The organism is Pelomonas sp. Root1237, from assembly GCF_001425055.1.
GTDB lineage: Bacteria > Pseudomonadota > Gammaproteobacteria > Burkholderiales > Burkholderiaceae_C > Pelomonas.
In genome coordinates, this window is record NZ_LMDK01000016.1 from 305,457 (window position 1) to 331,615 (window position 26,159).

The window sequence follows — 26,159 nt, forward strand, 5'->3', positions numbered from 1 at the left end:
GCAAAGATTGTAGGGAGAGCCAATCACCCCTGCGGCGAAGGCTGTACCCCCAGAACGCGCAAGTCGAGGCTGCCGTCGGCCAGCACCGCGCGCACCTCGGCGCCGGGCAGCAAGGCATGCACGGACGTCACCGCGCCGCCGGCGCCGTCGTCCAGCCAGGCGTAGCCGCGCGCCAGCACATGCTGCGGGTCCAGGGCCTGCAGCCGGGCCTGCAGCGCGTCCAGCCGGGTGTGCTGGCGCGCCAGGATCTCGTGGTGCGCGCGTTCATGGCGCTGCTCCAGGTGGGTCAGCCGCTGGCCTTGCAACTCGACGCGCCGGCGTGGCGCCGCGCCGGCACGCTGGGCCAGCAGATCCAGCAGGCGCCGTTGGCGGGCCAGCACGTCACTGGGGCGGGACAGGCGCAGCGCGAGTCGATCCAGGCGCTGGGCGAGGGTCTGCAGGCGGTGGTCGATGCGCAGGGTCAGGCTGCGCTCCAGCGCACCGAGGTGCTGCAGCAGGCTGGCGCGCGACGGCGCCGCCAGCTCGGCGGCGGCCGTGGGCGTGGGCGCGCGCAGGTCGGCGGCCAGGTCGCACAGTGTCACGTCGGTCTCGTGGCCGACGCCGCAGACGATGGGCAGGGCCGAATTGGCCACCGCGCGGACGACGCGTTCGTCATTGAAGGCCCACAGGTCCTCCAGCGAGCCGCCGCCGCGCACCAGCAGCAGCACGTCGACCTCGGCCCGCTCGTTGGCGCGCCTCAGCGCTTCGACCAGCGCCGGCGGCGCTTCGACGCCCTGCACCGGACTCGGGTAGACCAGCACCTCGACCTGGGGCGCTCGCCGCGCCAGCGCCGTCAGCACATCGTGCAGGGCTGCACCGGCCGTCGACGTGATGACGCCGATGCGGCGCGGGTGGGTGGGCAGCGCGCGCTTGGTGTCGGCATCGAACAGGCCCTCGGCCGTCAGCCGCGCCCGCAGCGCGAGGAACTGCTCGTACAGCGTGCCGGCACCGGCACGGCGCATGGCCTCGACGACGAACTGCAGCTCGCCGCGCGGCTCGTAGACAGCGACGCGGCCGCGCACCTCGACCAGCACGCCTTCGGCCGGCGCAAAGTCCAGCATGGCGGCGGCGCGGCGGAACATCGCGCAGCGCAGGCTGGCGGCCTGGCCGTCGGCGTCCTTCAGTCCGAAATAGCAGTGGCCGCTGGCGGCGCGCGTGAAGCCAGTGATCTCGCCGCCAACGGCGACGACCGAGAAGCGCTCAGCCAGGCTCTGGCTCACCGCCTCCAGCAAACCAGCCACGCCCCAGACACGACGATTTGAAGCGGCTTCGCGGGGCTCAATCACGCGCAAACCCAATGCCGGCGCGGGCCGGGAAGTCCACAGCCGCGCCAATACTGGGCTGGCGGGCAATTTCGGCTCATTTCGCCCGTCACAGAGCTGTCATGAGCACATAAGGCCTTGTTTTTCAATTCGAATTCCACTGCTCAAACTTGAGGCAACTTGTCCAAGGCCTTGATTTGACGGCCTCTGCAGGCCAGCGCCGCTGCGTTGCCCACAAAGTTATCCACAGTAACGGTGGATTGTGAGAACGCTTTCGCAGTGGCGGAGATCGGCCGAGGCGCGCAAGGCTGGGGCCATAATCCCGCGCACTCATCCGGCCGTCAGCGGCCGTTTTTGTGACCGGCCTGCTGGCCTTTTTATCGACGGGGACGCCCTTGTTTTCGATCATACAAGCCGCCGGTTGGCCGATCTGGCCCTTGCTCCTGTGCTCCGTGGTGGCCCTGGCCCTGATCATCGAAAGGCTGTCCAGCCTGCGCGCCAGCCGCATCCTGCCGCCGCGGCTGCTGGAGGACGTCATGAACGTCAGCGCCCAGCAACTGCCCGCGCCCGACATGGTCGACCGCCTGGCCGAAAACTCGCTGCTCGGCGAGGTGCTGGCTTCCGGCCTGCGCGCCGTCACGGCCGAGCCGCAGATGCCCGAGGGCAAGCTGCGGCTGGTGTTCGAATTTGCCGGCCGACGCGCCGTGCACCAGCTCGAGCGCTACATGAACACCCTGGGCACCATCGCCACGGCCGCGCCGCTGCTGGGGCTGATGGGCACCGTGGTCGGCATGATCGAGATCTTTGGCAGCCAGACACCCGGCGGCGGGAACCCCGCGCAGCTGGCGCACGGCATCTCCATCGCCCTCTACAACACGGCCTTCGGCCTGATGATTGCCATCCCCTCGCTGATGTTCTACCGCTACTTCCGCGGCCGCATCGAGGAATATGTACTGGAGCTTGAAGCCGCTGCAGACCGTCTGCTGGGCCAACTGCGCCGCTACACGGCCTGAAATGGACTGCCCCTCGTCTGGTCTCGCCCCGCTGAACGCGGGCGCGCCCAACCGGTCCCCCGAGGGGACGGCGATGCTTGCGGCATTGAGCCGCAAGCACATCGCCTGCGGGCCGGCTAGGGGCGGCCCGGCGCCGGTCCGCGGCGTGAGGCGCTGCACACAACGGATGAACTGACATCATGAGATTCCGCTCCCCACACCGCGAGCCGCCGGAGATCAACCTCATCCCGTTCATCGACGTGCTGTTGGTGATCCTGATCTTCCTGATGCTGTCAACGACGTACTCCAAGTTCACCGAGCTGCAGATCACCCTGCCCTCGGCCGATGCGGAGAAGTTGAAGGACAGGCCGCAGGAGGTCATCGTCGGCATCGCCGCCGATGGCCGCTTCGTCATCAACCGCCAGCCGGTGGAAGGCCGCTCGGTGGACATCCTGATCGCCGCGCTGCGCCAGGCCTCCGGCGGCAACGCCGACGCGTCGCTGATCATCTCGGCCGACGCCGCCACGCCTCACCAGGCCGTCATCAACGTGATGGACGCCGCGCGCCGTGTCGGCCTGACGCGTGTCACCTTCGCTGCCCAAACCGACGCTCGCTGACCGCCTCCAGCAAGAGTGGCTGACCGGCGGGCCGCTGTCGGTCGCCCTGCTGCCGCTGAGCTGGCTCTACCGCACGCTGCTGGCGCTGCGCCGGTTGGCCTATGCCATTGGTTTCAAGCGCGTCGAAACGCTGCCTGTGCCCGTCATCGTCGTCGGCAACTGGATCGTCGGCGGTGCCGGCAAGACGCCGACGACGCTGGCCCTGCTGGCGATGTTGCGCACGCGCGGCCTGCGCGCTGGCGTCGTCTCGCGTGGCTACGGGCGCGAGAGTGACGGCGTGCGTCTCGTCACTGGTGTATCGACGGCCCGTGAAGTCGGGGATGAGCCCCTGCTCATCCATCTGCGCAGCGGCGTGCCTGTGGCGGTTGGCCGCGACCGCGTCGCCGCGGCGCGCGCCCTGTTGGCTGCCGAGCCCGGGTTGCAGCTGCTGGTCAGCGACGACGGCCTGCAGCATTGGCGGCTGCCGCGCAACCTGAGCTTGCTGGTCTTCGATGAGCGCGGCCTGGGCAATGGCCGCCTGCTGCCCGCGGGCCCCTTGCGCCAGCCGCCTGCGACGCTGGCGGCTGACGAGCTCGTCGTCTACAACGCGCCGCAGCCGAGCACCGCCCTGCCCGGCTTCGTCGCCGGGCGCCGCCTGGCTGGCGCGGTGACGCTGGCCGACTGGTGGGCCGGCAAACCGGCGCAGATGGACACGCTGCTGGCCTTGCGCGAGCGGCCGGGGCTGCTTGCCGTTGCCGGCGTGGCAAGGCCGCAGCGCTTCTTCGACATGCTGGCAGCGCTTGGATTGCGCTTTGACAGCCTGGCCCTGCCCGACCACGCCGACTTCGGGAGCCTGCCTTGGCCCCCCGACGCGGCCGCCGTCCTGCTGACCGAGAAAGACGCCGTGAAGCTGTCGCCCGAGCGCGTCGGCGCCCTGCCCGTCTGGGTCGTGGCGCTAGACTTCTCGCCCGGTGCCGGCTTCGAGGCCGCGCTGGACACCCAACTGCAAAAACTCTTCGCTCTCGCCTGATGGATCAACGCCTCATCGAAATGCTGGTCTGCCCGCTGTGCAAGGGGCCGCTGACGCTGCTGCGTGAAGGTGCCGGACTGGAATTGCCGGCCCTGGCCTGCCGCGCCGACCGCCTGGCCTTCCCCGTTCGCGACGGCATCCCGCTGATGCTGGAGAGCGAGGCCAAGGCCTGGGACCCGGACGCCCCCGCGCCACCGGTCGTACTGGCGCCATGAGCGCCGCGCCGGGCCGCCCCAAGCAAGCTCGCTCCCGCTTGGCGGGAGTGAGCCCGGACATGGGATGCCCTGTGGGCATCCCATGCCTGGCGAACGCCTGGCCGCGCTGTCGGCCAGGCAAGGCCGCAGCGACGCGGCTGCCGAACAAACCGCTGGCCGACATTGCCGGCCTGCCGATGATCGTGCGCGTGGCGCGCCGCGCGGCCGAGTCCGGTGCCAGCCAGATCGTCGTGGCGACCGATGCGCCCGAAGTCGCGGCCGCCTGCGCCACCCACGGTGTGCGCGCGCTGATGACGCGAGCCGACCATCCGTCCGGTAGTGACCGTCTCGCCGAAGCCGTCGAGCAGCTCGGGCTGGCTGACGACGCCGTTGTCGTCAACGTGCAAGGTGACGAACCGCTGATCGCACCGGCCATGATCGACGCCTGCGCACTGATGCTGGCCGCCCAGGCCGACTGCGTGATGGCCACCGTCGCGCATGCGCTGACCGATCCTTCTGAGTTCGCGAACCCGAATGTCGTCAAGCTGGTCACCGACAAGGCCGGCCGTGCGCTGTATTTCTCACGCGCGCCCATCGCCTGGTGGCGCGACGGCGGCGGCCAGCCCAACGGCGCGCTGCGCCATGTCGGCCTGTATGCCTACCGCGCCGGCTTCCTGCGTCGCTTCCCCACGCTGGCCGTCAGCCCCCTGGAGCAGATCGAGTCGCTGGAGCAGTTGCGCGTGCTCTGGCACGGCGAGCGCATCGCCGTGCATGTGAGCGACGAGCGGCCCGGACCAGGCGTGGACACACCCGAGGATCTGGAGCGCGTGAGGCGTCTCATCGAGGGTTGACGCGGGTCTGCGGCGTCAGGCTCAGATAAGGCCGCATGCGATACTTGACCGCTGATTTATGCAGGACTTTTTCACAGTCCTGACGAGACGAGGAGACCCATGCGATTGATCCTTCTGGGCGCGCCAGGCGCCGGCAAAGGCACCCAAGCTGCCTTCATCTGCAAGCAATTCGGCATTCCGCAGATCTCCACCGGTGACATGCTGCGCGCCGCTATCAAGGCCGGCACACAAATGGGCCTGGCCGCCAAGGCCGTCATGGATTCGGGCGCCCTCGTCAGCGACGACATCATCATCGGCCTCGTCAAGGAACGCATCGCCCAGGACGACTGCGCCAAGGGTTTCCTGTTCGACGGCTTCCCGCGCACCATCCCGCAAGCCGACGCGATGAAGGCCGCCGGCGTCAAGCTGGACTACGTGCTCGAGATCGACGTGCCCTTCGACGCCATCATCGAACGCATGAGCGGCCGCCGCGTGCATGTGGCCTCAGGCCGCACCTACCACGTCAAGTTCAACCCACCCAAGGTCGAGGGCAAGGACGACGAGACCGGCGAGCCGCTGGTCCAGCGGGAGGACGACAAGGAAGAGACGGTCAAGAAGCGCCTGGATGTCTATTCGGCCCAGACCCGGCCTCTGGTCGACTACTACTCGCAGTGGGCCGCCACGGGCGATGCCAATGCACCCAAGTACCGCCGCATCGAAGGCGTCGGTTCGGTCGACGACATCATGAAGAAGGCCCTGGCCGCGCTGGCCTGAGCGTTCTCACCCCAAGAACAAGCCGCGGCGCGCATGCCCCGCGGCTTTTTTGTCGTCCACAATTGACGTTTACGTCAACCGTTCCCCATACCCAGGAGATCCTCATCATGGAAATTGCAGGCAAGGTGTTCATCGTCACCGGCGGCGCCTCGGGCCTCGGTGAAGGCACGGCCCGCATGCTGGCGGCCCACGGTGCCAAGGTCGTCATCGCCGATCTGCAGGCCGAACGTGGCCAGGCCGTGGCCGCCGAGCTCGGTGGCCTCTTCGTCAAATGCGACGTCAGCCAGGAGGCTGATGGTCAAGCTGCCGTCGCTGCAGCCACGGGCCTGGGCAAGCTGGTCGGCCTCGTCAACTGCGCCGGCATCGCGCCGGCCATCAAGACAGTCGGCAAGGATGGCGCCCACCCGCTGGCGGCCTTCAGCAAGACCATCACGGTCAACCTGATCGGCAGCTTCAACATGATCCGCCTGGCCGCCGAGGCCATGGCCAGGAACGAGCCGGAACCGACTGGAGAGCGCGGCGTGCTGATCTCGACGGCGTCGGTCGCGGCCTATGACGGCCAGATCGGCCAGGCGGCCTATTCGGCGTCCAAGGGCGGTGTGGTCGGCATGACGCTGCCCATCGCCCGCGACCTGGCTCGCAACGGCATCCGCAACATGACCATCGCCCCAGGTATTTTCGGCACGCCGATGCTGTTCGGCATGCCCCAGGAGGTGCAGGACGCGCTGGCCGCGAGCGTCCCCTTCCCGAGCCGCCTGGGCAAGCCCGAGGACTACGCCAAGCTCGTGCACCAGATCGTCACCAACGACATGCTGAACGGCGAGGTCATCCGCCTGGACGGCGCGATCCGCCTGGCACCGAAATAACGCCCCTCGTCCGGTCTTGCAGACCGCGCTGCGGCTATGCCGCAACTCTTCGGCAGGCACAAGACGCCCACTGGGCGTCTTGTGTCCGGCCTCAGCCCCCGAGGGGACGGCGATGCTTGCGGCATCGAGCCGCAAGCACATCGCCAAGCGGGCCGGCTCGGTGAACTGGAGTCGGACACAAGCAGTCCCTGCGGACTGCTTGTGCCTACGGAAGGCCATGGGCCTCTGGCCCATGGCAGGCCGGGCAGCGGAATGAAAAAGGGCCTGGTTCGCACCAGGCCCTTTTCATTTAGAGATCCCCAACGATCAGCGCTTGGCTGAACGCGACTGGATGACCCACAGGCGCGCGAGGTCAGCGGCGCCTTCATTGCCCTTGACCGATTTCCAGGCCGCCTGTGCCTTGGCGCTTTCGCCAGCCAGCTGGTGGGCCAGGCCGAGGTAGAGCTTGGCGTCTTCGGGGCGCTTCAGATCGCCCTTGGCGATACCTTGTTCGATCTGCTCGATGCCCTTCTTGGCGTTGCCGCCAAAGGCATTGGCCAGCCCCAGCTTGACGAACTCGTTGCCGTCCTTGGCATCCGCGGCAGCCTTCTCGTTGGCCGCTGCAGCGGCCTTGGCTTCGCCGATTTTCTTGACCATCAGGTCGGCCAGGCGCTTGTGGCGGGCGCCTTCGGCTCCCTGACCCAGCACGCCCGCAGCCATGCCCTTGTCGACGACCTGCTTGCCCTCTTCCGGATAGCCGGCCTGAGCGGCCAGCTGGGCCATCTCCATGTAGTCCTCGGCACCGCGCGACATGTTGCCCGTGACCAGGCGCAGGCGATAAAGATCCAGCGCGTAGCGGCTGCTGTCGAAGCTCTTCTTCTGCGGCAGGCCGCCCAGGATCTGGGCCCACAGTTTGGGATCCGGATAGAAGTTCAGCAGCTTCTCGGTCGCCACGGATTCCGCGTTGCCGTCGCCCTTCTTCTGGGCCGCGAACAGCAGCAGGTTGAGCTTGTCCTTGGGTGGCGCACGGCCGGCACGCTCGTCGGCAGCGATTTCGTCCAGCGTGTCCTTGATGGTCGATGTCATGTCGCCGGACAGGAACTGCGCGTTCTGCTGCACCTGCTTCATGGTCGGGCTGTTGCCGCCTTCCTTGAAGTAGCGCTGCGCCCAGGTCAGGGCCTTGCCGTTGTCGCGGTTGCGCAGATAGGTGCCAGCGATGGCCTCCATGTACTGCAGCTGCTGGGCCTGGCCCAGCTTGCCCGCGCCTTTGAGCACGTCAAAGGAGCGCGCCATCGTGTCGGGATCGTTGGCGCCCATCGCGGCGGAGAAACGCACACCTTCGATGGCGTTGGTTTCGCCGGCGGTGCGTCCACCCACGGCTTCGGCATCGCGCAGCTTGCCCAGCGCTTCCTTGTACTTGCCGGCCTTGACCAACTTGCTGGCCTCGGTCAGCGGCGTGCCGACTTCCTTGCGCACGCTGTCCTGGGCGGCCGCCTGGCTGAAGCCGAACTCCGCGCCGGGCGCGCCGTTCAGGGTCAGGGCCAGGGCGCCAACGGCGACGGCCACCATGGTTTTCAGAGTCTTCAACTTGCTCTCCTGCAAAGCAAAAACGCGCCGCCCTTTCGGGCAGCGCGCATCACAGTATCGTGGTCAGCGGTCCCGCAGACGTCACTTGACGAATTGCTCGTTACCAACCATGCCCATCTTCTTGACGCTGTTACGCTGGGCCGAGGCCATTACCGCCGCAACGACGCCGTAGTCCACCAGCTTGTTCGGCTTGATATGGATTTCAGGCTGATCGCTGATCGGCATCGCGCCGATTTCCTGCATCTTGGCGTCGACTGCGTCCTTGCTGTTCGCCAGCGCAGCTTCATCCCAGTAGACAGTGCCGTCGAAGTCGATCATGACGGTGTGCACGACCGGGTCTTGCTGAGGCGGCGTCGTGCTCGGCGGTGGCATGTCCAGGTTGACCGTATGCAGCTGGATGGGGATGGTGATGATGAGCATCACCAGCAGCACCAGCATCACGTCAATCAGCGGCGTCGTGTTGACGTCCATCATGACTTCGGGGTCACCATCTCCCGACGAACTTCCGACATTCATTCCCATGTTTGACTCCTGGGATCAGTTGCGAGCCGGCGGCTCGGTGACGAAGTTGACCTTCATGATGCCGGCACGCTGGCTGGCGAAGATCACGCGACCGACCGACTCGTAGCGCGCCTTGTCGTCGCCGCGAATATGCACCTCGGGCTGCGGGTTCTTGACCGACTCCTTGCCGAGGCGCTTGACCAGCTCCTCCATGTCGGGAATCAGCTTGGTACCCCAGTAGACGTCGCCGTCCTTGCTGACCGAGATTTCGATGTTTTCCGGTTTGGTGACGCGAATCTGGTTGGTCTCCTTGGGGAGATTCACCGCGATCGACTGCGTCACCACCGGCACGGTGATGAGGAAGATGATCAACAGCACCAACATCACGTCCACGAGGGGCGTGGTGTTGATGGTCGAGACCACCTCGTCATCGCCGGAAGAGGATCCGACGTTCATGCCCATGGCATTGGCTCCTTTACGAGCGGCTGCTCAGGGATGAATTAGCGCTTGGCGACCGAGCGGTTGCCCATCAGCACGCCGTGCAGATCGCCGGCGAAGGAACGAACCTGGCTCATGACACCCTTGTTGCGGTTCACCAGCCAGTTGTAGCCCAGCACGGCCGGAACGGCGACGACCAGACCGATAGCGGTCATGATCAGCGCGGCGCCCACGGGGCCGGCGACCTTGTCGATGGAAGCCTGGCCAGCCAGACCGATGGCGGTCAGCGCGTTCAGGATGCCCCACACCGTACCGAACAGGCCGATGAAGGGAGCGGTCGAGCCGACGGTCGCCAGGAAGCCCAGGCCGGCGGAGATCTTGGTGTTGACGTCGGCAACGGCGCGGTCGACGTTCATCGTCACCCAGCTGCTGTGGTCGATGTTCTCGGTCAGGGCGCCCTCATGGTGCTCCGAAGCCTCGATGGCGGTGGTGGCGATGTAGCGGAAGGCGCTTTCTTCCTTCAGGCTGCGGATGCCATCGGCCAGGCTGGCCTTCTTGAAGAAGGTGGCGCGGACTTCCTTGGCTTCGGAGGACAGCTTGCTCGTGTCCCACAGGCGCACGACCAGGATGTACCAGGAACCCATGGACATCATGGCCAGGATGAACAGCACGACCTGGTCGACAACGTTGCCATGGGCAACGATGTTGGCCAGACCATAGGGGTTGTCTTGCGGCTTGGAGGCGGCAGCAGCCGGAGCGGCGGCGGCGTCAACCACGGCGGCCGAGGCGGCGTCGGCCGGCTTCTGATCTTGCGCGTGGGCAGGCGAAACGGCCAGGGTCGCGACCATGGCGATGGCGGCAAGGAAGCCGGTGATGCGAGAAATCATGGAGTCAACTCCTAGGAAAAATTCTGTTTTGATGCGGTTCTGAAAGCGCCGGTCTGGCGCCGGGTTCTAAGCAGGTCTCTTAGTCGATCTTGAACTGGAACTCCTGCTCGAACACGTGATCGCCCGGGCATTCGTAGGTGTCACGCAGAGTAGCTTCGATGGCCTGGATCAGGGCGCGCTGCGCCTTGCGATCCACGCCACCACGCTGCGAGGTGATTTCAACGGCTGTGACACGGCCTGCCTTCACGGTGGCGATAGCCTTGTACAGAGCTTCGCCGCTCCAGTTGACCGACGGCATTTCAGGCTTGCCCATCTTGGTGCAGACCATGGCCGCCTTGACGGGGCCTGTGCGAGCAGGCGGAGGCGGTGCAGCGACCACCGGCGGCGGTGCCGGGCGAATGTCGGCGGCTGGCGGTTGAACCTGCGTGGAAACGATGGCCGGGGCCGGCGGCGCGGGTGCGGTCACCTGGAACTCGGGCGGCGGCACGAAAGGCGGAGGCGGCGCCTTGAGATCCGGCGGCGGAGGCACCACCTTCTCTGGCGGCGGCGGCGGTTTGACCTTCTCTTCGATCACCTTGACGTCGATGGGACCGGTGACCTTCTTGACGATATCGCGAGCCAGACCGCTGGCCAGCGCGTAGATGGCCACGACGTGGATCAGGACGACGATGCCGAAGCCCGTGAACCGGGATGCGCCCTGCTTCTCCTGCGCAAAATTCATGCGCGCTCCTTCTTGCAACTACAAATCACAGTCAATGACTCTTCTCGGACAAGCGGCCACCGCCACGGCGAAAGTTGCGCTCCTGCCGTGAACTGGTTCCCGAAGGGCGTGGATTCTAAATCGCGGAAGCAACGATTCCGCCTCGTCGAAAACACGCAGTGCCGCCGGTGTGTAAAGCCTCTTTACACCTGTTCAAGGCAAAAAAAACGCCCGGTGGCAGTAGAGCCGTCGGGCACGCGTTTCATCGCCACGAACCAGGCGCAGCGAGAGACTACACCACCGGCCAAATCTGGCCATGCCGGCATCTTAGCCGTCGCTTTTGTCACGACTTCCTGGGGCTAACCCGGGCAAGCGAAACAGCGCGATTACATGCATCTGGACACAAAAGGCGGACAAAGCCGGAGGGTTCAGGCGAGGCCACCCTTTCAAGCAGCAATCAACCACCCGGTGATGGCGTTGCGTTGGCCCTGGGCAAACGGCGGCACATAGGAGACGAAGTGGGTTTGCGGCACTGCAAACAGCGAGAGTGAATTGAAATGCGGGAAGAAGCTGTCGCTGACGGTGCCGTCGCGCTCGCTGAAGTTCAGCAGACCGCCCCAGTCCGGTCGCCATTGCCGCGTCAGGTTGATGACATAGGCCAGGCGTCGGTCTTCGATGTCAACGTGATCGTCGTGGGCGAGCAGGAAGCTCCCCGGGGCATACATCGTCGCCTGGGCGTACACGCGGTTGACCTCCCGCACGCCGGTGATGTCGCGCATCACGTTCAGAAAGTTCTCATCGGCCATCCAGCGTATGAAACGTGCCAGTAGCCCGGTTTCGCCGCGATTCAATGAATCCGCGAGGGATTCAGTAAAAAAGGAGAACTGAAATTGGCGGCGAGCGACTTCCATGATGCCGTTGCTCAGATGGTTTCGCTGGTTTTCGCCGAGCCCGCGCAGTTGCTCGCCCGTCAGCCGACGGTCGCCCTCAGCGTCGCGATAGCACAAGCTCCAGTCGATAGCTTCGACGGCGCGAGCCAAGGCATCGGCGACATCCGGCTTGAAGAAGTCGCGGATCAGTAGGCGGCGGTCACGGCCGAACTGTGCAGTGAGCTGGTTCAGGTCGAGAGCCGGATTGATGTAGTCCATGGAAAGGTTGAACGTCAATAAAAAAGCAGGCCCGAAGGCCTGCTGGATTCTGTTCGATCGATGCGGATCAGAACTTGTAGTTGGCTCGCACGTAGAAGCTGCGGCCCTTGACGTCGGCGTAGGTCGGATCGAAGCCCACCTGGAAGTAGTCTTCCTGGACCGTGACCGGCGGCTTCTTGTCGAGCAGGTTCAGAACGCCGGCCGTGAGGGTCAGATTCTTCACGCCCTTGTACTGACCTTGAAGGCTCCAGAGGTCGTACTTCGGCACGTGATGAACTTCGTCGTAGTCGCGGTACCCGCTTTGACGGAAGTAGCGCACACCAGCCGCCCAGGCGTCGGTATCCCAGTCGAGGCTGAAGTTTTGCTTGACGCGAACCACCGGGCCGCCGCGCAGGTACTTGCCGAGGTTGTCCTCGACGTCGCCAGTCACCACATTGGTCTCACTGCTCTTGGTCACGACCGTGGCTTCCCAGTTCGGCGTGAAGTTACCGAAACCGGTACGCATGCGGTACTTGGCAGACAGATCGAAGCCTTGAGCCGTGGCTTGGCCGACGTTTTCGAGAGACGCGTTGACGTAGTCGAGATAGCCCTGCGAATTCTTGATAAGCCGGTTGGCGTAGACCGAAGTGCTGGTCGTCGGGCCAGTCTGGTTCTTGTACCAGTCCTTCAGGATGTCGTCGCCCGACAAAGTCTTGATGCCGTCGGTGATCTTGATGCTGAAGTAGCCGACCTCCATCGACAGATCTTTGATCGGCTCAAAGACGACGCCGATGGTGCCGGTCTTGGACTTTTCAGGCTTGAGGTCGCGGTTGCTGTTGTTCTTCACCGTCAACTGCGTGTCGCAGTAGTTGGTGTTGGGGAATCCAGCGCAACCCTTGAGCGTGTTGTAGTACGGATCGTTGAAGTTGCCGCCCGTGTTGGTTAAGGCAGCTGGGGCGTAAAGGTTGTCCAGCGCCGGTGCACGGAAGCCCTTGCCGAAGGAGGCGCGGACCAGCAGCTCCTTCATTGGCGTCCATCGCATGCCGACCTTGGGGCTGGTGGAGGACAGATTGGGCGAGCTGAACGCGCCGTCGCGCGATTCGCCTTTGGCGCCGGTGTAGCGGTCAGCGCGAACGGCGGCGTTGAATTCCAGGTTCTTGATGACAGGCAGGTTCAGCTCGGCGTAGATGCCCAGCGTCTTGCGCTCACCGCTGACCTTGCCGGCCGTGCCCGAGCCGCCGACGATGTCGCCCGAGCCCGCAATTTCGGAGTAGCCGTCGAGGTATTTCTCCTTGCGCAGATCCAGGCCGGTGGCGATGGCGGCGTTGCCGCCCGCCATCGGGAACAACTCGCGCGACAGCGAGAAGTCGAAGGCGTCCAACGTCGTCTTTGAGGCCCGGTTGTTGCCGTGCAACTCGGCCTCTTTCAGCTTGGCCAGACCGACGGCGTCGTTCGGCCCGAAGGGATTCACGAGGCCGGTCTTGAGCACGCGGACAAGTTCCGTGTCGGAGAAATTGCCGGTCAGGAAGTCTTCAATGGCCTTGGACGACGCGCGCATCAGGCCGGCCTTGTAGTCCCAGCCGGCGAGCGTGCCTTCGGCGCCGACCAGGGCGCGGGTCATGTCGTTGGTGACCTTGGTCAGACGCTGGCCGCCGTCAACCATGCGCCAGGCAATGACGAGGTCGCCGCGGTAGCCCTTGCTGGAAGACGCATCCACAGCAGCGGTGGGGTAGTACTTTCCGCCCGCGGGGTAGAGGTAATCGTCACGGCCCGAGGTGCTGGACGGCGTTTGCGAAGAGCCGAGGATGATCTCGTTGCGCGAGTAGGACAGCTCTGCGAACAGCAGATGGTCGGAACTCAGTTCAGCCGTACCGCGCAGCAACCCGCCCATGCGGTTGGAGGCCGGCACGATGTCGATCTTGCTGGTGTAGTCGTAACGGCAGTTGGAGCCGCCAGGGAAGCTGTCCGGAGGCGCGCAATTCGGGAAGCCGGCGACGCCAGGGATGTAGGCGCCGGTCTCAGCGTTATAGGCGTTGGCAGGGAAGGTGTTACCCGACGACTTGACAACACCCAGGTCCGGCCGGTTGCCGGTCTTGGCGAAGGGGCGGTCGGCTGCACGGATGACGTCGTATTCCTGGAAGCTGAACGTGCCCAGGATGTTGAACTTGTCCTTGGCGAGGTCACCGAAGCCGATGCCGCCCTGCGCCGACGCAATCGTGCCACCGGTGTGCTGAGGCTGCTCGTAGCTGACCGTCACCTCGCCACCGCGGAAGTCCTTGCGGGTGATGAAATTGATGACGCCGCCGATGGCGTCGGAGCCATAGGTGGACGACGCGCCGTCGCGCAGGATTTCAATTCGCTCGATGGCAGCCAGGGGAACAGCGTTCAAGTCGACGCCAGCGCCTGCAAAGGGATAGATGGCCAGGCGGCGGCCGTTCAGCAGCACCAGCGTGCGTTCACGCCCGAGGCCGCGCAGGGAGGCGCCAGACTGGCCGGTGGCAGCCGAGTCGCCGATGGACTCGCCTAGGGAGCGGCCACCACCATTGTTGGAACTCAGGCGGTCCACAAGTTCTTGAACGTTGGACGCGCCGGACTTGTCAATTGACTCTCGGGTCACGATAGTCAAAGGCACCGCGGTTTCAGCATCGATGCGCTTGATGCTAGAGCCGGTGACCTCGATGCGTTCGAGCTTCTGCGCATCCTGGGCCAGCGCGCTCGTTGCGGCCAAGGCCAGGACGGCGCTGGTGATGATGGATTTTTTGAACATTGACACTCCTGAATGGATGGATGCCCGCCTTTGTGGTGAGGCGGTGCTGGCCCTGGGTAGGGCCGATCCTTGGCCTGAGCGATCAGCTCAGATTTGGGGTGCCGGAAGTTTGTGCGGTCGCAGCATCGCCCCCCTCCCCGTACATGCACCTAGGACCGCGCCAATCGGCGGTAAGCCATTGATACGAAACGGTTTCTCGGAGTTACGAGGCCTAGTGTCAAACCCTAGCCGTTGTCTACGCGCGACGTGATCGAGACCAACCGGGGCACCGCCTTCAGTAAAACTTGCGTAAAGCTTGCAGTTGGCTGTCTGAGTACTTCATCACACCTTCCGCGCTCGACGATGCGGCCCGCTTGCATCACGGCGACCTCATCAGCGATGTACTCGACCACGCCAATGTTGTGCGTGATGAAGAGATAGGCCAGGCCCTGCTCGCGCTGCAGTTCGCGCAGCAGATTGAGGATCTGGGCCTGCACGGAGACGTCCAGCGCCGACGTCGGCTCGTCGCAGACGATAAGCCTGGGCTCGACCGCCAGCGCGCGGGCGATGGCGATGCGCTGGCGCTGGCCGCCGGAGAACTCGTGGGGCCAGCGCTGCAGGGCGTCGCGGCGCAGGCCGACCTGGTCGACCAGGGTGTGCAGGCGCTCGCGGCGGGCGGTGGCGTCGAGGTCGGGGCGCAGCGCGATCAAGCCCTCCTCCAGCACGTCGGCGACGCGCATGCGCGGGTTCAGCGACGCGAACGGGTCCTGGAAGATGATCTGGATGTAGCGCCGCGCCTGCTGCAGCGCCGGGCCGCCCAGCTTGAACAGGTCCTGGCCTTCGAAGAGAGCCTGGCCGCTGATGCTGGCCTGTCGGCGCAGCAGTTGCACGATGGCCTTGCCCGAGGTCGTCTTGCCGCAACCGGATTCGCCGACCAGGGCCAGCGTGCGGCCGGCATGGAGTTGGAAGCTGATGCCGTCCACCGCGTTGAAATAGCGCGGGCCGCGGTGAAAGAGCGGCGCCTTCAGCGCGAAGCGCACGCACAGGTCGCGCACGTCCAGCAGCGGCTCGCCCTGCCCCGGCGCCGCTGCCATCAACACCCTGGCGACCACAGGCTCTCGCGGCAAGGCCTCGCCCGGCTGGCTGTAGAGCAGGCAGCGCACCTGGTGCTGCGGGCCTTCTTCGGCCAGCGCCGGTGCGGTGGTTGCGCAGTGGCTCATGGCCTTGTCGCAACGCGGCGCAAAGCGGCAACCGGCGAATGCCATCCACAGCGGCGGCACCGTGCCGGCGATGGCCGCCAGCGGCTCGCCGCGCCGGGCAGCACCGGGCAAAGCCTGCAGCAGCAACCGGGCATAGGGGTGCTTGGGCGCCGCGAAGAACTCGGCGGCTGGCGCCACCTCGATGATCTGGCCCGCATACATCAGCGCCACTCGGTGGGCCATGCCGCTGACGACGGCCAGGTCATGGGTGATCAGCAGCACGCCGAGCTGGCGCTCGCGCTGCAGGTCGCGGATCAGGTCGAGGATCTGCGCCTGGATGGTCACGTCCAGCGCCGTCGTCGGCTCGTCGGCGATCAGGTACTCCGGCTCGGCCGCCAGCGCAATGGCGATCATCACGCGCTGCTTCTGGCCGCCCGACAGGCGGAACGGGTAGTCGTCGATGCGGCGCTGCGGCTCGGGAATGCCGACCCGGGCCAGCCAGTCGATGGCCTTGGCACGCGCCGCGGTGCCGCGCAGCGGCGTATGGGCTTCGATAGCCTCGACGATCTGGTCACCCACGCGCATGACCGGGTTCAGGCTGGTCGAGGGTTCCTGGAAGATCATCGACACCCGGCCGCCGCGCACCTCGCGCATGCGGCTCTCGGGCAGAGCCAGCAGGTCCTGCCCGTCCAGGCGCACGGCACCGCCGGCGATGCGGCCGTTCTCGGGCAGCAGGCGCATCAACGCCAGCGCCGTCATGCTCTTGCCGCAGCCGCTTTCGCCGACCAGCGCAAAGGTTTCGCCGCGCGTCAGCGCGAGATGCAGGCCGTCGATGGCACGCACGAGGCCCGCGTCGGCATCCAGCTGGACCCGCAGGTCGTCGATCTCAAGCATCGGCGACCCCCTTGCGCTGGAAGACGCGCGGCCGGGTGGAGCGGGCCTTGGGATCGAAAGCGTCGCGCACGCCATCGGCAAACAGATTGGCCGCCAACACCAGGCCAACCATGAAACCGAAGGCCGCCGCGAAACTCCACCAGACCACCGGGTCGCGCGACATCTCGGCGCGGGCCAGGTTGATCATGCTGCCGAAGCTGTTCATGACCGGGTCGACGCCGACGCCGACATAGGTCAGCACGGCTTCGTACAAGATGAGTTCGGAGAAGCTGAGCACGACCGTGATCAGCACCAGGTGCATGACGTTGGGCACGATGTGGCGGGCCATGATCGCCAAGTCGCCGACGCCAAAGGCCGTCGCCGCCTGCACGTAGTCAAGCTCGCGCAGCTTCAAGGTCTCGGCGCGCACGAGGCGGCACAGGCCGGCCCAGCCGGTCAGGCCGAGGATGAGGCAGAGCATCAGCATCTTCAGGTCCGAGCGCTCGGCGGCCGTCTCGAAGAGCTCGGGGTTCTTGTCCAGAAAGACCTGGACCATCAGCACGCAGGCGGCGATCAGCAGCACATTGGGCACCGAGCTCAGCATCGTGTAGAGGTACTGGATGGCCTCGTCGACCCAGCCCTTGTAGTAGCCGGCCAGCACGCCGAGCAGCAGCGCGATGGGCAGTGTGGCCAGCGTAGCCAGCGCGCCAATGACGAAGGCCGTGCGCACACTCTTGAGGGCTTGCACGAGCACGTCATTGCCGGTGCGGTCGGTGCCGAAGACGTGGTAGTGCGGCATCAGCGCGATGACGGGCCCGGCCAGCAGCGCGATGACGGCCAGCATGATCAGCATGGCACGCAGCGGGTAGTAGGTGCGGTCGGCAGCAAGATCGGCCAGCCCGTGGCGCCAGCCACCGTGATGACGGGCCAGGGCCGCGGCGGTCAGAACGACCATCACCCCGACGGCCAGCAGGCCGCCCGCCAGGCCCAGGCCAGCGCGCGCAACGACGTCGGCCGACCATTGCGTCGCCGGGTCGGTCAGGTGCGCGCCACCGAACTGCAGGCGCGGGTAGTCGCGGCTCACTTGGCCCTGGGCGTCGGTGACGCTTTCCTTGTTGAAGCCACGTGTGCCCAGCGGCAATGAGTAGCTGACCTCACGCATGCCGATCTGGCGCTGCAGGACCAGGTCGAGCAGCGACAGCGTGCGCGTGTCGTAGACGGCGGCCTCACCTTGGCCCGACAGCAGCGCATGCCGAAGGTGGATGCTGTCGGCCAGCGTGAGGAGCAGGAAGAGCGCCATGACAACGCCGGCACACGCGGCGACCGGATCACGCAGCACGCGCCGCCACGTCGCACGCAGATTGGCTTGGCGCCTCACCCGCAACGCGTAAGCGACGACGGCCGCTGCCACCAGCCACAGCGCGATGTCGGTCCAGAGCAGCACCAGTTTCATGTCCGCGCGGCCGTCCGAAGGGCATGAGCGCCCCCTCGGGGGGCAGTAAACGAAGTGAACGTGAGGGCCATCGTCATGAAAGCCTCACCCGCGGATCCACCCAGGTGTAGGCGATGTCGATCAACGCATTGCTGGCGATGTAGAGCAGCGCGCCGAGGAAGACCATGGAACGCACGATGGCGAAATCCTGACCCGTGATGGCCTCGATGACGAAGGCACCCAGGCCCGGTATGCCGAAGAAGCTCTCGAACACCAGGCTGCCGAGGAAAACGTAGGGCAGATAGCTGCCGGCGCTGGTGATGATGGGAATGAGGGCATTGCGCAGCACATGGCGGCTCAGCACCCGGCCCTCGCTCAGGCCCTTGGCGCGTGCGGTGCGCACATAGTCCTTGCCCATCTCCTCCAGGAACATCGCGCGGTACAGCCGCGCCTCGCCACCCAGCCGCGACAGCAGCGACAGCAGGATGGGCAGGGCCAGGAACCTGACCGCATCCAGCCCCGGCGCGAAGCCGTTCATCGGCACCAGCCTGAGCACACGCGCAAACAGGAACTGGCCGACGATGATGTAGAACAGGCTGCTGATGGACAGCATCAGCACGCACAGCACCACGCCCCAGAAGTCGATCTTGCTGTGCCGGAAGAACACCAGCAGCAGCGCGAAGGCGATGCTGACGATGACCTGCAGGATGAACAGAGGCAGTGCCAGCTGCAGGCTGACGCCCATGCGCACCTTGATCTCGTGGCCGATGTTGATGGCCTGGCGCGCATCGCTCTTGCCGAAGTCCAGTGCGAACAGGCTGATGGAACGGTCCCACAGGATGGTGTGCGTAACGCGCTCCGCCCCAGGCTTGCTGGCGTCGAAGTACAGCGGCTTGTCATAGCCGCGCTGGGTCTTCCATTTCTCGATCTGCTCCTGCGTGACGCGCTTGCCGCCGATGTTCAGCCGTGCCATGTCGTCGGGCGTGTTGACCGAGAAGAACAGGAAGAAGGTGAAGAGATTGACACCGACGAGGATGGCCAGGCCATAGCCCAGGCGGCGCAGCATGAAGCCCAGCATCAGGCTTTCCTCTCGGTGGCTTGTTCACGGGCCTGCCAGGCGCGACGCGTCGCGATGAAGACAGCCAGCCCACCGCCTGCCAGCAGCAGCAGCGGCCACCAGACCGGCCGATTCCACTCGGCGATGCTGCGCGTGCGCTCCTGCGCATCCACGCGCAGGTAGCGGGCGCGGTCACGCACGACGACGCCCGGCTTGCCGTTGTGCACCCAGCGCTGGAAAGCCACGCCAGAGTAGCTCCAGAAACCCCAGGCCCATGGCGAGTCCTGGCGGGCGACGTCGTTCATCTGCGCCATGACCCGCGCCTTTTCAGGCCCGTCCTCCAGCGACTGCAGCTTGCGGAACAGGCGGTCGAACTCCGGGTTGGCGTAGTTGGCCGTGTTCTCGCCCTCGTGCAGGCTCTTGCTGTTGGGCCCATAGAGCAGGAACAGGAAGTTCTCGGCATCGGGGTAGTCGGCGAACCAACCCCACCAAAAGATCTGGTGCTTGCCCTTGAGGATCTTTTCCTGGAACTGGTTGAAGTCGGTCGCACGGATGTCGAGCTGGATGCCGAGCTTGGCGAACTGGCGCACCATCCAGTCGTTCTCGGCCTTGAGTTCGGGCGTGATGACGCGCTGGAAGTCGTAGTTCAGCACCAGCGGCTTGCCGGTCTTCACGTCACGGCCGTCGGGGTAGCCGGCTTCGGCCATCAGCTTGAGGGCGTCCTGCAGCGGCCGGCGCACGGGCTTGCCGTTGACGAGTGTGTGCGTCACCGGGTTGAACTCACCGGGCTCGCCCTCCTTCGATCCGAACACACCCGGCGGGATGGGGCCGTGGGCCGCGTCGCCGCCCTTGTCGCGGAAGATGCGGCCATAGCCCTCCTCCCAGTCGATGGCAATCGAGATGGCCTGGCGCAGCGCGCGGTTGCGCTTCTGCTGTTCGGGCGTGTCGCCCTTGCCAACGACCGGGTCCAGCCAGTTGAAGCCGAGGTACCAACTGCTGATGTCGACATCCATCGGCAGCTGGAAGCCACGCTGCTCGAAGAAGGCTCGCACTTCGTCGGAGTCGTCGCGGTCGACCGCGAGGTTCACGCCCCAGTCGGCGCGGTCCATCTCGGGCAGGTCGAGATAGCCCTGCTTGAACAGCTCCTTGATCGGCACCTTCTCCTTCACGTTGATGGCCACGACCTTGTCGACGAAGGGCACGCGCTTGCCGCAATCCGCCAGCCGCCCGGCCTCAGCGTCGCCGGGGCTGCCGTCGCAGGGGTAGGTGTCGGGCCGATAGTTTGGGTTGCGGCTCATCACATGGCGGCGGTCCTGCACATACTCCGTCATCATGAAGGGGCCACTGCCCACCGGCCACTGATTCCAGGTCAGCGAATTGGCGGCCATGCCGGGCTGGGCGTAGAAGGCGTCCACCTCCCAGGGGATGGCGGCCGTGAAGTTGGTGGCCAGCCAGTAGCGCCACTGCGGGTAGCGGCCCTTGAGGCGGATGCGCAGCAGGTGGTCGCCCACGGCCTGAGCACCGGCGAGCGGCCAGCGGCGCAAGTCCAGGAAGGGCTTGTCCGCCAGGCTCTCGGCTTGGCCGGCCAGCTGGCTGGCGCTTTCGCGCTTTATCTGCGCAACATAGTCCTTCAGGCCCAGGACATGCTCGGAGAACACGGCCTGGACCGGGGTCTCGATGCGCGGGTTGGCGTGGCGCTTGAGCGCATAGACGAAATCCTCGGCGACCACCTCGCGCGTGCCCAGCTGCTTGAAATCGAAGGGGCTGCGCTTGTCACCCAGCTCGCCGGGCGTGAGGTGGTGGTAGAGGTAGCCGCCCTTGGCGTCTTTCGCAAAGGCCGGGTGGGGCGACCACTTCAGGCCCGGGCGGATGGGAATGTCGTAGACCGCCTCGGCGATCTGCTCGTCCGGCGCGTCGTCGGGCAGGCGCTGGCCCTTGGCATCGAGGTAGTAGGGCTGCGCCAGTCCGGCGGCCGCGCGTGGGATCAGCGTGTAGGGCCGCTTCAGCGGGTGGTAGCCGTAGGGCGGCTCGCTGATCTCGTAGGTGTAGGTGCTTTCGGGGGCCGTGTACGACGAGGTCGGATCCAGATAGCGCGGCGAGCGCTCGGCAAAGGCCATGTAGAGCGTGTTCTCGCGCTCGGCGCCGAGAGGATGGGGGCTGTTGTTGCAACCGGACAGCAGGCCGAACGCCAACGCGCTCAAGGCTCTCACCGCCCAACCGAAAACTCCCGCCACGCCGACACCCTCAAACGACAAGCGCCCCGGCGGCAGGCCGAGGCGATAGCGGGAATCATAGTCGGGCACTCGTCTATACAACGCTGCCCGCCCCCGAGAAAGCGGCGAGGAAAACCCGGGGTGACTTCAGTGATGGTGATGGTCGTGACCGCAGTCGTCGCCGCAGTCGTCATCGTGGTGATGCGCGCCGTGCGCCAGGCGCGGGTCCGACTGCCAGCCCAGGATGGCCTCGCGCCGCTGCACATAGAGCTCCACCGTGCCACCGACCGGCAGGCAGACCTTGGTGCGCACATGGCCGAAAGGCAGTCCCGTCAGCACCGGCGTCTTGGTGCGGGCGCGCAGCGCGGCGACGGCGTCCTTGATGCCATAACCACGATCCAGCGGCGACTTGGCTGCGCCGCTGAAGTCGCCCAGCAGCACTGCGGCCTGCGCATCGATGACGCCGGCCTGCTGCAGCTGCAGCAGCATGCGCTCGACGCGGTAGGGATGCTCGTTGACGTCTTCGAGGAACAGGATGCCGCCCTTGACCTTGGGCCAGTGCGGCGTGCCCAGCAGCGAGCACAGCACGCTGAGGTTGCCCCCCCAGAGCCGCCCGCGCGCCTCCAGGCCGTCGAAGCCACCGGTCGGCTCGCGGAAGCCTACGGCCTCCAGCGCGCCGCTCATGGCTTCCAGGAAGCAATCGCGGGTGACCTCGTCGACACCGCCATCGGCCTCACTGCGGCCGAAGTCGTCACAAGCCAGCGGCCCGGCCCACATGGACAGCCCCTTGTGGCGGGCGATCAGGCCGTTCTGCAGCGCGGTGAGGTCGCTGTAGCCGACCCAGCGCGTGCCCTGCTCGATGCTGCGCGCGATGCGGCCCCAGTCGAGCTGGTCGAGCAGGCGCGTCAGGCCGTAGCCACCACGCGTGGCCAGTGCCACCGAAGGCGCAGCATCGGCAATGCGATGCAGGGCCGCGAGGCGCGCCGCGTCGTCGCCAGCGAAGCGTTGATGCTTGGCCAGCGCATCGGCGTCGGTGCTGACCTCGAAGCCCAGCTGCGTCAGCCGCCTGGCGGCGCGCTTCAGCGGCTCGGCCTTGGCCAGGACACCCGACGGCGTGAACAACGTGAGTGAGGTCATCAAAGGGCCTGTTGAAGTCAAGGAAATCGGTGCGAGAGGGCTTGCGCGGGTGCAGGGCTAGGCGTGCGACGCCGCCTGGGCTCATGCCCAGGCCAGGCGCACAACAACGCCATGAGCCCGTGCAGGCCCTCTCCCGAAGGGTTGTCACTCAAAAGCCCGCGCGCGGCGTTGCGAAGCCTCGCTGGGATCAACCCCAGCTTCGACTTCGCGCCTTGCTCGCGGGCTTTTGAGTGGCAACGCATCCGACTTCCTTGGCTTCAACAGGCCCTATTCGTCCAGTTCGGTCGCTTCGCCGGTCGGGATCAAGCCCTGACGTTCGGCACGGCGCGCACGTGCGGCCTCGCGGCGTTCGGTGAAGAAGTCGCGCAGCAGCTGCGCCGACGCGTCCGCCAACAGCCCGCCTTCGACGGCGGTGTGGTGATTGAGCTGCGCCTGGCCGAACAAGTCGATGACCGAGCCGGCCACGCCCGTCTTCGGGTCGCGCGCCGCGAACACGACGCGCTTGAAGCGCGCATGCATCAGCGCCATCGCACACATCGCGCAGGGCTCCAGCGTCACGAAGAGCTCGCACTCGGGCAGGCGGTAGTTCTCCAGCAAAGTGGCGGCGTGGCGCAGCGCGACGATCTCGGCATGGGCCGTCGGATCATGCGTCGTGATCGGGCGGTTGTAGCCGGTGGCGATGACCTGATCACCGCGCATGATGACGGCGCCCACCGGGACCTCACCCACCAGCCAGGCGTTCTGCGCCTGGTCCAGTGCGAGCCGCATGGCTTGCTCGTCGGCTGGCGTGAAGATAGGCACTGTCATGAAGGCAGGCAGTTTAGAGCGATGCCGCTGACCGAGACGCCTGGTCGTAAAGCCCCGACAGCAACCGCATCAGCTGCGCGCTGTCGCCGATGTCCTGGTTCTGCTGGCCGCTGTCCGCCAGCGCCTCCATCAGGCAGCGCTCACGCACCTGGCGGTAGGCCTCGCACAGCGCCTGGCCCTGCTCGGTGGTTGAGAAGAAGGCCTCCTTGCCGATTTTCTCGCTGCTCACCAGCCCCATGCCGACCAGCTTGCGCAGCGAGTAGGCGACGACATGGGTGTCCTCCACGTTCAGCACGAAGCAGATGTCGGCCAGCTTCTTCTTGCGGTCGCGGTGGTTGACGTGGTGCAGCAGCGAAATGTCCAGCGCCGCCAGGTCTTTCATGCCGGCGGCGGCCATGCAGCGCACCATCCAGCGGTTGAAGGCATTGCTGACGACGATGAGGCCGAACTCGAACTCCGACAGCTCGGCGCTCTTTTCAGACACCAGATGCGAGGAAGACACGATGCTGCGAACCATGATTGACATGATAAACACGTCTCGAATACAAATCGTATACGTTTTATTGAAATTCAAATGAGTACCGCGCTGCCCGACCTCCTCATTCGCCCCCTGGGCGAAGCGGCGCTGTGCTGCGCGGTCGATGCACCCATCGCGATCGAACACCAGCAGCGCATCTGGCAACTCGGCGCAGGCCTGGCGCAGGCCGAAGGCGTACTCGGCCTGATCCCGGGCATGAACAACCTGACGCTGACCTTCGACCCGCTGCACACCGACGGTCAGGCGCTCGAGCAGGCCGCCCGCGCGCTTTGGGCCAGGCCGCTGCGGCGCCAGCAGGCGGGCCGCCTCGTCGAGATTCCCGTCAACTACGGCGGCGCGCATGGCCCCGACCTGGGCGACGTCGCCACGCACTGCGGCCTCTCGGTCGACGAGGTCGTGCAACGCCACACCGAGGCCGAGTACATCGTCTACTTCATCGGCTTCCAGCCCGGCTTTGCCTACCTCGGCGGGCTGGACGCCTCGTTGCACACGCCGCGCCGCAGCGAGCCCCGCACGGCAGTGCCGGCTGGCAGCGTCGGCATCGGCGGCGCGCAGACCGGCATCTATCCGCTGGCCACGCCGGGAGGTTGGCAGCTCATCGGCCACACCGCCCTGCCCCTGTTTGACCCCAAGGCCGAGCCGCCCACGCTGCTCGCACCGGGTGACCGCGTGCGCTTCGTGGCGGACCTCGCATGATCGAGTTGCTGCGCGCCGGCCCGCTGACCACCGTGCAGGACCTCGGCCGCGAGGCCTGGCGCGACCGCGGCATCAGCCGCTGCGGGGCGCTGGACGACATCGCGCTCGCCTGGGGCAATCTGCTCGTCGGCAACCCCGTCGACGACGCCGGCCTCGAGTTCACCCTCGGCCCCGCCACACTGCGCTTTGGAGCCGACTGCTGCATTGCCGTCACCGGCACCGATGCCGACGCCAGCCTCGACGGCCGCCCGCTGCGCCCCTGGTGGCGGCAGCGCGTGCAGGCCGGCCAGACGCTCAAGCTCGCCGCGCCGCGCGAGCGCATGCGCAGCTATCTGCTGGTTTCCGGCGGCATCGCGCTGCCCGCCGCCCTGGGCTCGCGCAGCACCGACCTCAAGGCCGGCTTCGGCGGGCTCGGTGGTCGCGCGCTGCGCGATGGCGATGTGCTGCCGCTGGCCGCGCCCGAGCGCTTGCCCGCTCGCAGCATCGGCATCCGCGCGCCTGACTGGGGCGCGAGCGTGCGCGTGCTGCCCGGCCCCGAGCACAAGGACTTCTCTGCCACTGCGCGCGAAGCTTTCTGGGCGGCCGACTGGCAGCTCACGCCGCAAAGCAATCGCATGGGTTACCGCTTTGCCGGACCCGCCCTGAAGCGCGAGCGCGGCGCCGAGCTGGCCTCGCACGGCGTGCTGCCTGGCGTCATCCAGGTGCCGCCCTCGGGCCAGCCCATCGTCTTGCTGGCCGATGCGCAGACGACAGGCGGCTATCCCAAGATCGGCGTCGTCATCCGCGCCGACCTGTGGAAGCTCGGCCAGCTGCGCCTCGGCGCCACATTGCGCTTCACCCCCTGCACCACCGACGAGGCCCTCGCCGCACTGCGCGAGCGCCAGGCCACGCTGGCCCAACTGAGGACTGCCCTATGCATGTCGACCTGAACGCCGACCTCGGCGAAGGCGCACCCGACGACGCCGAGCTGCTGGCCCTCGTCAGCTCCGCCAACATCGCCTGCGGCTGGCATGCCGGCGGTGCGCGGCTGATGCAGACGACCGTGGTCGCAGCACTGGAACGCGGCGTGGCCATCGGCGCCCACCCCAGCTACCCCGACCGCGAGAACTTCGGCCGCAGCGAGATGCAGCTCGCACCGGCCGATGTGAAAGCCGACCTGATCTACCAGATCGGTGCCCTCGACGCCCTGGTGCGCGCGGCCGGCGGCCGACTGCATCACGTCAAGCCGCACGGCGCCCTCTACAACCAGGCCGCGCGTGATCCGGCATTGGCCGATGCTGTCGCCGCCGCCGTGCTCGACGTCAACCCAGCACTGGCTCTCTACGGCCTTGCCGGCAGTGAACTGCTGAAAGCGGCCGAGCGCACCGGCCTGCGCGCCGTGGCCGAGGTGTTTGCCGACCGCGGCTACCGCGCCGACGGCAGCCTGGTGCCGCGCAGCCTGCCCGGCGCCTTCGTCGAAGACACCGACGAAGCCGTCGCCCGCACGCTGCGCATGGTGCGCGAAGGTGTCGTGCAGGCCGTCACCGGAGAGATCGTTCCCTTGCAGGCCCAGACCATCTGCCTGCATGGCGACGGCGCCCACGCCCTCGCTTTCGCCCGGGCGCTGAACCAAGCCCTCACCCAAGCCGGCGTGCAACTGCGCCCCTGACCGGAGTCTTT

25 protein-coding genes are annotated in these 26,159 nt (G+C 66.4%); 10 read left to right on the forward strand and 15 right to left on the reverse strand.

The genetic code is table 11. The features are described 5' to 3' along the window. Positions 1–23: 23 nt before the first annotated feature. The gene (xseA, locus tag ASC91_RS14250; RefSeq protein ID WP_056199569.1) at positions 24–1,325 is read right to left on the reverse strand and encodes an exodeoxyribonuclease VII large subunit; all 1,302 of its coding nucleotides are present in this window, start codon (positions 1,323–1,325) and stop codon (positions 24–26) included. Positions 1,326–1,696: 371 nt separating this feature from the next. On the opposite strand from xseA, the gene ASC91_RS14255 reads away from it, so the two are divergent. From ASC91_RS14255 to ASC91_RS14285, 7 genes are all read left to right on the forward strand, one after another. Then, positions 1,697–2,314, forward strand: coding sequence for a MotA/TolQ/ExbB proton channel family protein (locus tag ASC91_RS14255; protein ID WP_056197795.1), 618 nt, complete (start codon positions 1,697–1,699; stop codon positions 2,312–2,314). 179 nt (positions 2,315–2,493) lie between these two features. Further along, complete coding sequence (locus tag ASC91_RS14260) at positions 2,494–2,910, forward strand: biopolymer transporter ExbD (RefSeq protein ID WP_056197797.1); 417 nt, start codon at positions 2,494–2,496, stop codon at positions 2,908–2,910. Next, a complete protein-coding gene (lpxK, locus tag ASC91_RS14265; protein WP_082532682.1) occupies positions 2,876–3,919 on the forward strand; it encodes a tetraacyldisaccharide 4'-kinase in 1,044 nt (347 codons plus the stop codon). Before ASC91_RS14260 ends, lpxK begins: the two co-directional genes overlap by 35 nt. Continuing rightward, positions 3,919–4,134 carry a Trm112 family protein gene (locus tag ASC91_RS14270; protein WP_056197799.1) on the forward strand — a complete coding sequence of 72 codons (216 nt, stop codon included), beginning with the start codon at positions 3,919–3,921 and terminating at the stop codon, positions 4,132–4,134. Before lpxK ends, ASC91_RS14270 begins: the two co-directional genes overlap by 1 nt. Positions 4,135–4,193: 59 nt before the next feature. Beyond that, positions 4,194–4,964: a 3-deoxy-manno-octulosonate cytidylyltransferase gene (kdsB, locus tag ASC91_RS14275; RefSeq protein ID WP_056197801.1), complete on the forward strand. Its 771-nt coding sequence runs from the start codon at positions 4,194–4,196 to the stop codon at positions 4,962–4,964. A gap of 99 nt (positions 4,965–5,063) precedes the next feature. Next, positions 5,064–5,717, forward strand: a complete 654-nt coding sequence (gene adk / locus ASC91_RS14280) for an adenylate kinase (RefSeq protein ID WP_056197803.1) — start codon at positions 5,064–5,066, stop codon at positions 5,715–5,717. Positions 5,718–5,824: 107 nt separating this feature from the next. Beyond that, a complete protein-coding gene (locus tag ASC91_RS14285; protein WP_056197804.1) occupies positions 5,825–6,583 on the forward strand; it encodes a 3-hydroxyacyl-CoA dehydrogenase in 759 nt (252 codons plus the stop codon). 306 nt (positions 6,584–6,889) lie between these two features. Here ASC91_RS14285 and ASC91_RS14290 read toward each other — a convergent pair whose 3' ends face one another. From ASC91_RS14290 to ASC91_RS14355, 14 genes are all read right to left on the reverse strand, one after another. Next, positions 6,890–8,149: a hypothetical protein gene (locus ASC91_RS14290; protein WP_157281626.1), complete on the reverse strand. Its 1,260-nt coding sequence runs from the start codon at positions 8,147–8,149 to the stop codon at positions 6,890–6,892. An 81-nt stretch (positions 8,150–8,230) separates the two neighbouring features. Next, a complete protein-coding gene (locus ASC91_RS14295) occupies positions 8,231–8,671 on the reverse strand; it encodes a biopolymer transporter ExbD (protein WP_200955287.1) in 441 nt (146 codons plus the stop codon). Positions 8,672–8,686: 15 nt separating this feature from the next. After that, positions 8,687–9,112 carry a biopolymer transporter ExbD gene (locus tag ASC91_RS14300; RefSeq protein ID WP_056197810.1) on the reverse strand — a complete coding sequence of 142 codons (426 nt, stop codon included), beginning with the start codon at positions 9,110–9,112 and terminating at the stop codon, positions 8,687–8,689. Positions 9,113–9,150: 38 nt separating this feature from the next. Continuing rightward, positions 9,151–9,975, reverse strand: a complete 825-nt coding sequence (locus ASC91_RS14305; RefSeq protein WP_056197812.1) for a MotA/TolQ/ExbB proton channel family protein — start codon at positions 9,973–9,975, stop codon at positions 9,151–9,153. 79 nt (positions 9,976–10,054) lie between these two features. Then, positions 10,055–10,696 carry a hypothetical protein gene (locus ASC91_RS14310; protein ID WP_056197813.1) on the reverse strand — a complete coding sequence of 214 codons (642 nt, stop codon included), beginning with the start codon at positions 10,694–10,696 and terminating at the stop codon, positions 10,055–10,057. 425 nt (positions 10,697–11,121) lie between these two features. After that, positions 11,122–11,823 (reverse strand): 2OG-Fe(II) oxygenase family protein, encoded by a 702-nt coding sequence (locus tag ASC91_RS14315; RefSeq protein ID WP_056197816.1) that lies wholly within the window; start codon positions 11,821–11,823, stop codon positions 11,122–11,124. 67 nt (positions 11,824–11,890) lie between these two features. Further along, complete coding sequence (locus tag ASC91_RS14320) at positions 11,891–14,569, reverse strand: TonB-dependent receptor (RefSeq protein ID WP_056197818.1); 2,679 nt, start codon at positions 14,567–14,569, stop codon at positions 11,891–11,893. 224 nt (positions 14,570–14,793) lie between these two features. Beyond that, the gene (locus ASC91_RS14325) at positions 14,794–16,641 is read right to left on the reverse strand and encodes a dipeptide ABC transporter ATP-binding protein (protein ID WP_056197820.1); all 1,848 of its coding nucleotides are present in this window, start codon (positions 16,639–16,641) and stop codon (positions 14,794–14,796) included. Further along, positions 16,634–18,073, reverse strand: coding sequence for an ABC transporter permease (locus tag ASC91_RS14330; RefSeq protein ID WP_056197822.1), 1,440 nt, complete (start codon positions 18,071–18,073; stop codon positions 16,634–16,636). Before ASC91_RS14330 ends, ASC91_RS14325 begins: the two co-directional genes overlap by 8 nt. Positions 18,074–18,146: 73 nt before the next feature. Next, complete coding sequence (locus ASC91_RS14335; RefSeq protein WP_056197825.1) at positions 18,147–19,130, reverse strand: ABC transporter permease; 984 nt, start codon at positions 19,128–19,130, stop codon at positions 18,147–18,149. Continuing rightward, entirely contained in the window at positions 19,130–21,319 is a 2,190-nt protein-coding gene (locus ASC91_RS14340) for an ABC transporter substrate-binding protein (RefSeq protein WP_056199576.1), read from the reverse strand. Before ASC91_RS14340 ends, ASC91_RS14335 begins: the two co-directional genes overlap by 1 nt. A gap of 150 nt (positions 21,320–21,469) precedes the next feature. Continuing rightward, positions 21,470–22,459, reverse strand: coding sequence for an LD-carboxypeptidase (locus ASC91_RS14345; protein ID WP_082532683.1), 990 nt, complete (start codon positions 22,457–22,459; stop codon positions 21,470–21,472). A gap of 267 nt (positions 22,460–22,726) precedes the next feature. Then, positions 22,727–23,266 carry a tRNA adenosine(34) deaminase TadA gene (gene tadA / locus ASC91_RS14350; protein ID WP_056197827.1) on the reverse strand — a complete coding sequence of 180 codons (540 nt, stop codon included), beginning with the start codon at positions 23,264–23,266 and terminating at the stop codon, positions 22,727–22,729. Between the two features lie 13 nt (positions 23,267–23,279). Then, complete coding sequence (locus ASC91_RS14355; protein WP_056197829.1) at positions 23,280–23,792, reverse strand: winged helix DNA-binding protein; 513 nt, start codon at positions 23,790–23,792, stop codon at positions 23,280–23,282. A gap of 48 nt (positions 23,793–23,840) precedes the next feature. On the opposite strand from ASC91_RS14355, the gene pxpB reads away from it, so the two are divergent. Genes pxpB through pxpA form a run of 3 tightly spaced genes read left to right on the forward strand, consistent with a single transcriptional unit; the run spans position 23,841 to position 26,148 of the window. Further along, positions 23,841–24,500 carry a 5-oxoprolinase subunit PxpB gene (gene pxpB / locus ASC91_RS14360; protein ID WP_157281628.1) on the forward strand — a complete coding sequence of 220 codons (660 nt, stop codon included), beginning with the start codon at positions 23,841–23,843 and terminating at the stop codon, positions 24,498–24,500. Further along, positions 24,497–25,429, forward strand: coding sequence for a biotin-dependent carboxyltransferase family protein (locus ASC91_RS14365; RefSeq protein ID WP_056197831.1), 933 nt, complete (start codon positions 24,497–24,499; stop codon positions 25,427–25,429). The genes pxpB and ASC91_RS14365 overlap by 4 nt, the downstream gene beginning before the upstream one ends. Beyond that, positions 25,414–26,148, forward strand: coding sequence for a 5-oxoprolinase subunit PxpA (gene pxpA, locus ASC91_RS14370; protein ID WP_056197833.1), 735 nt, complete (start codon positions 25,414–25,416; stop codon positions 26,146–26,148). The genes ASC91_RS14365 and pxpA overlap by 16 nt, the downstream gene beginning before the upstream one ends. The last annotated feature ends 11 nt before the right edge of the window (positions 26,149–26,159 follow it).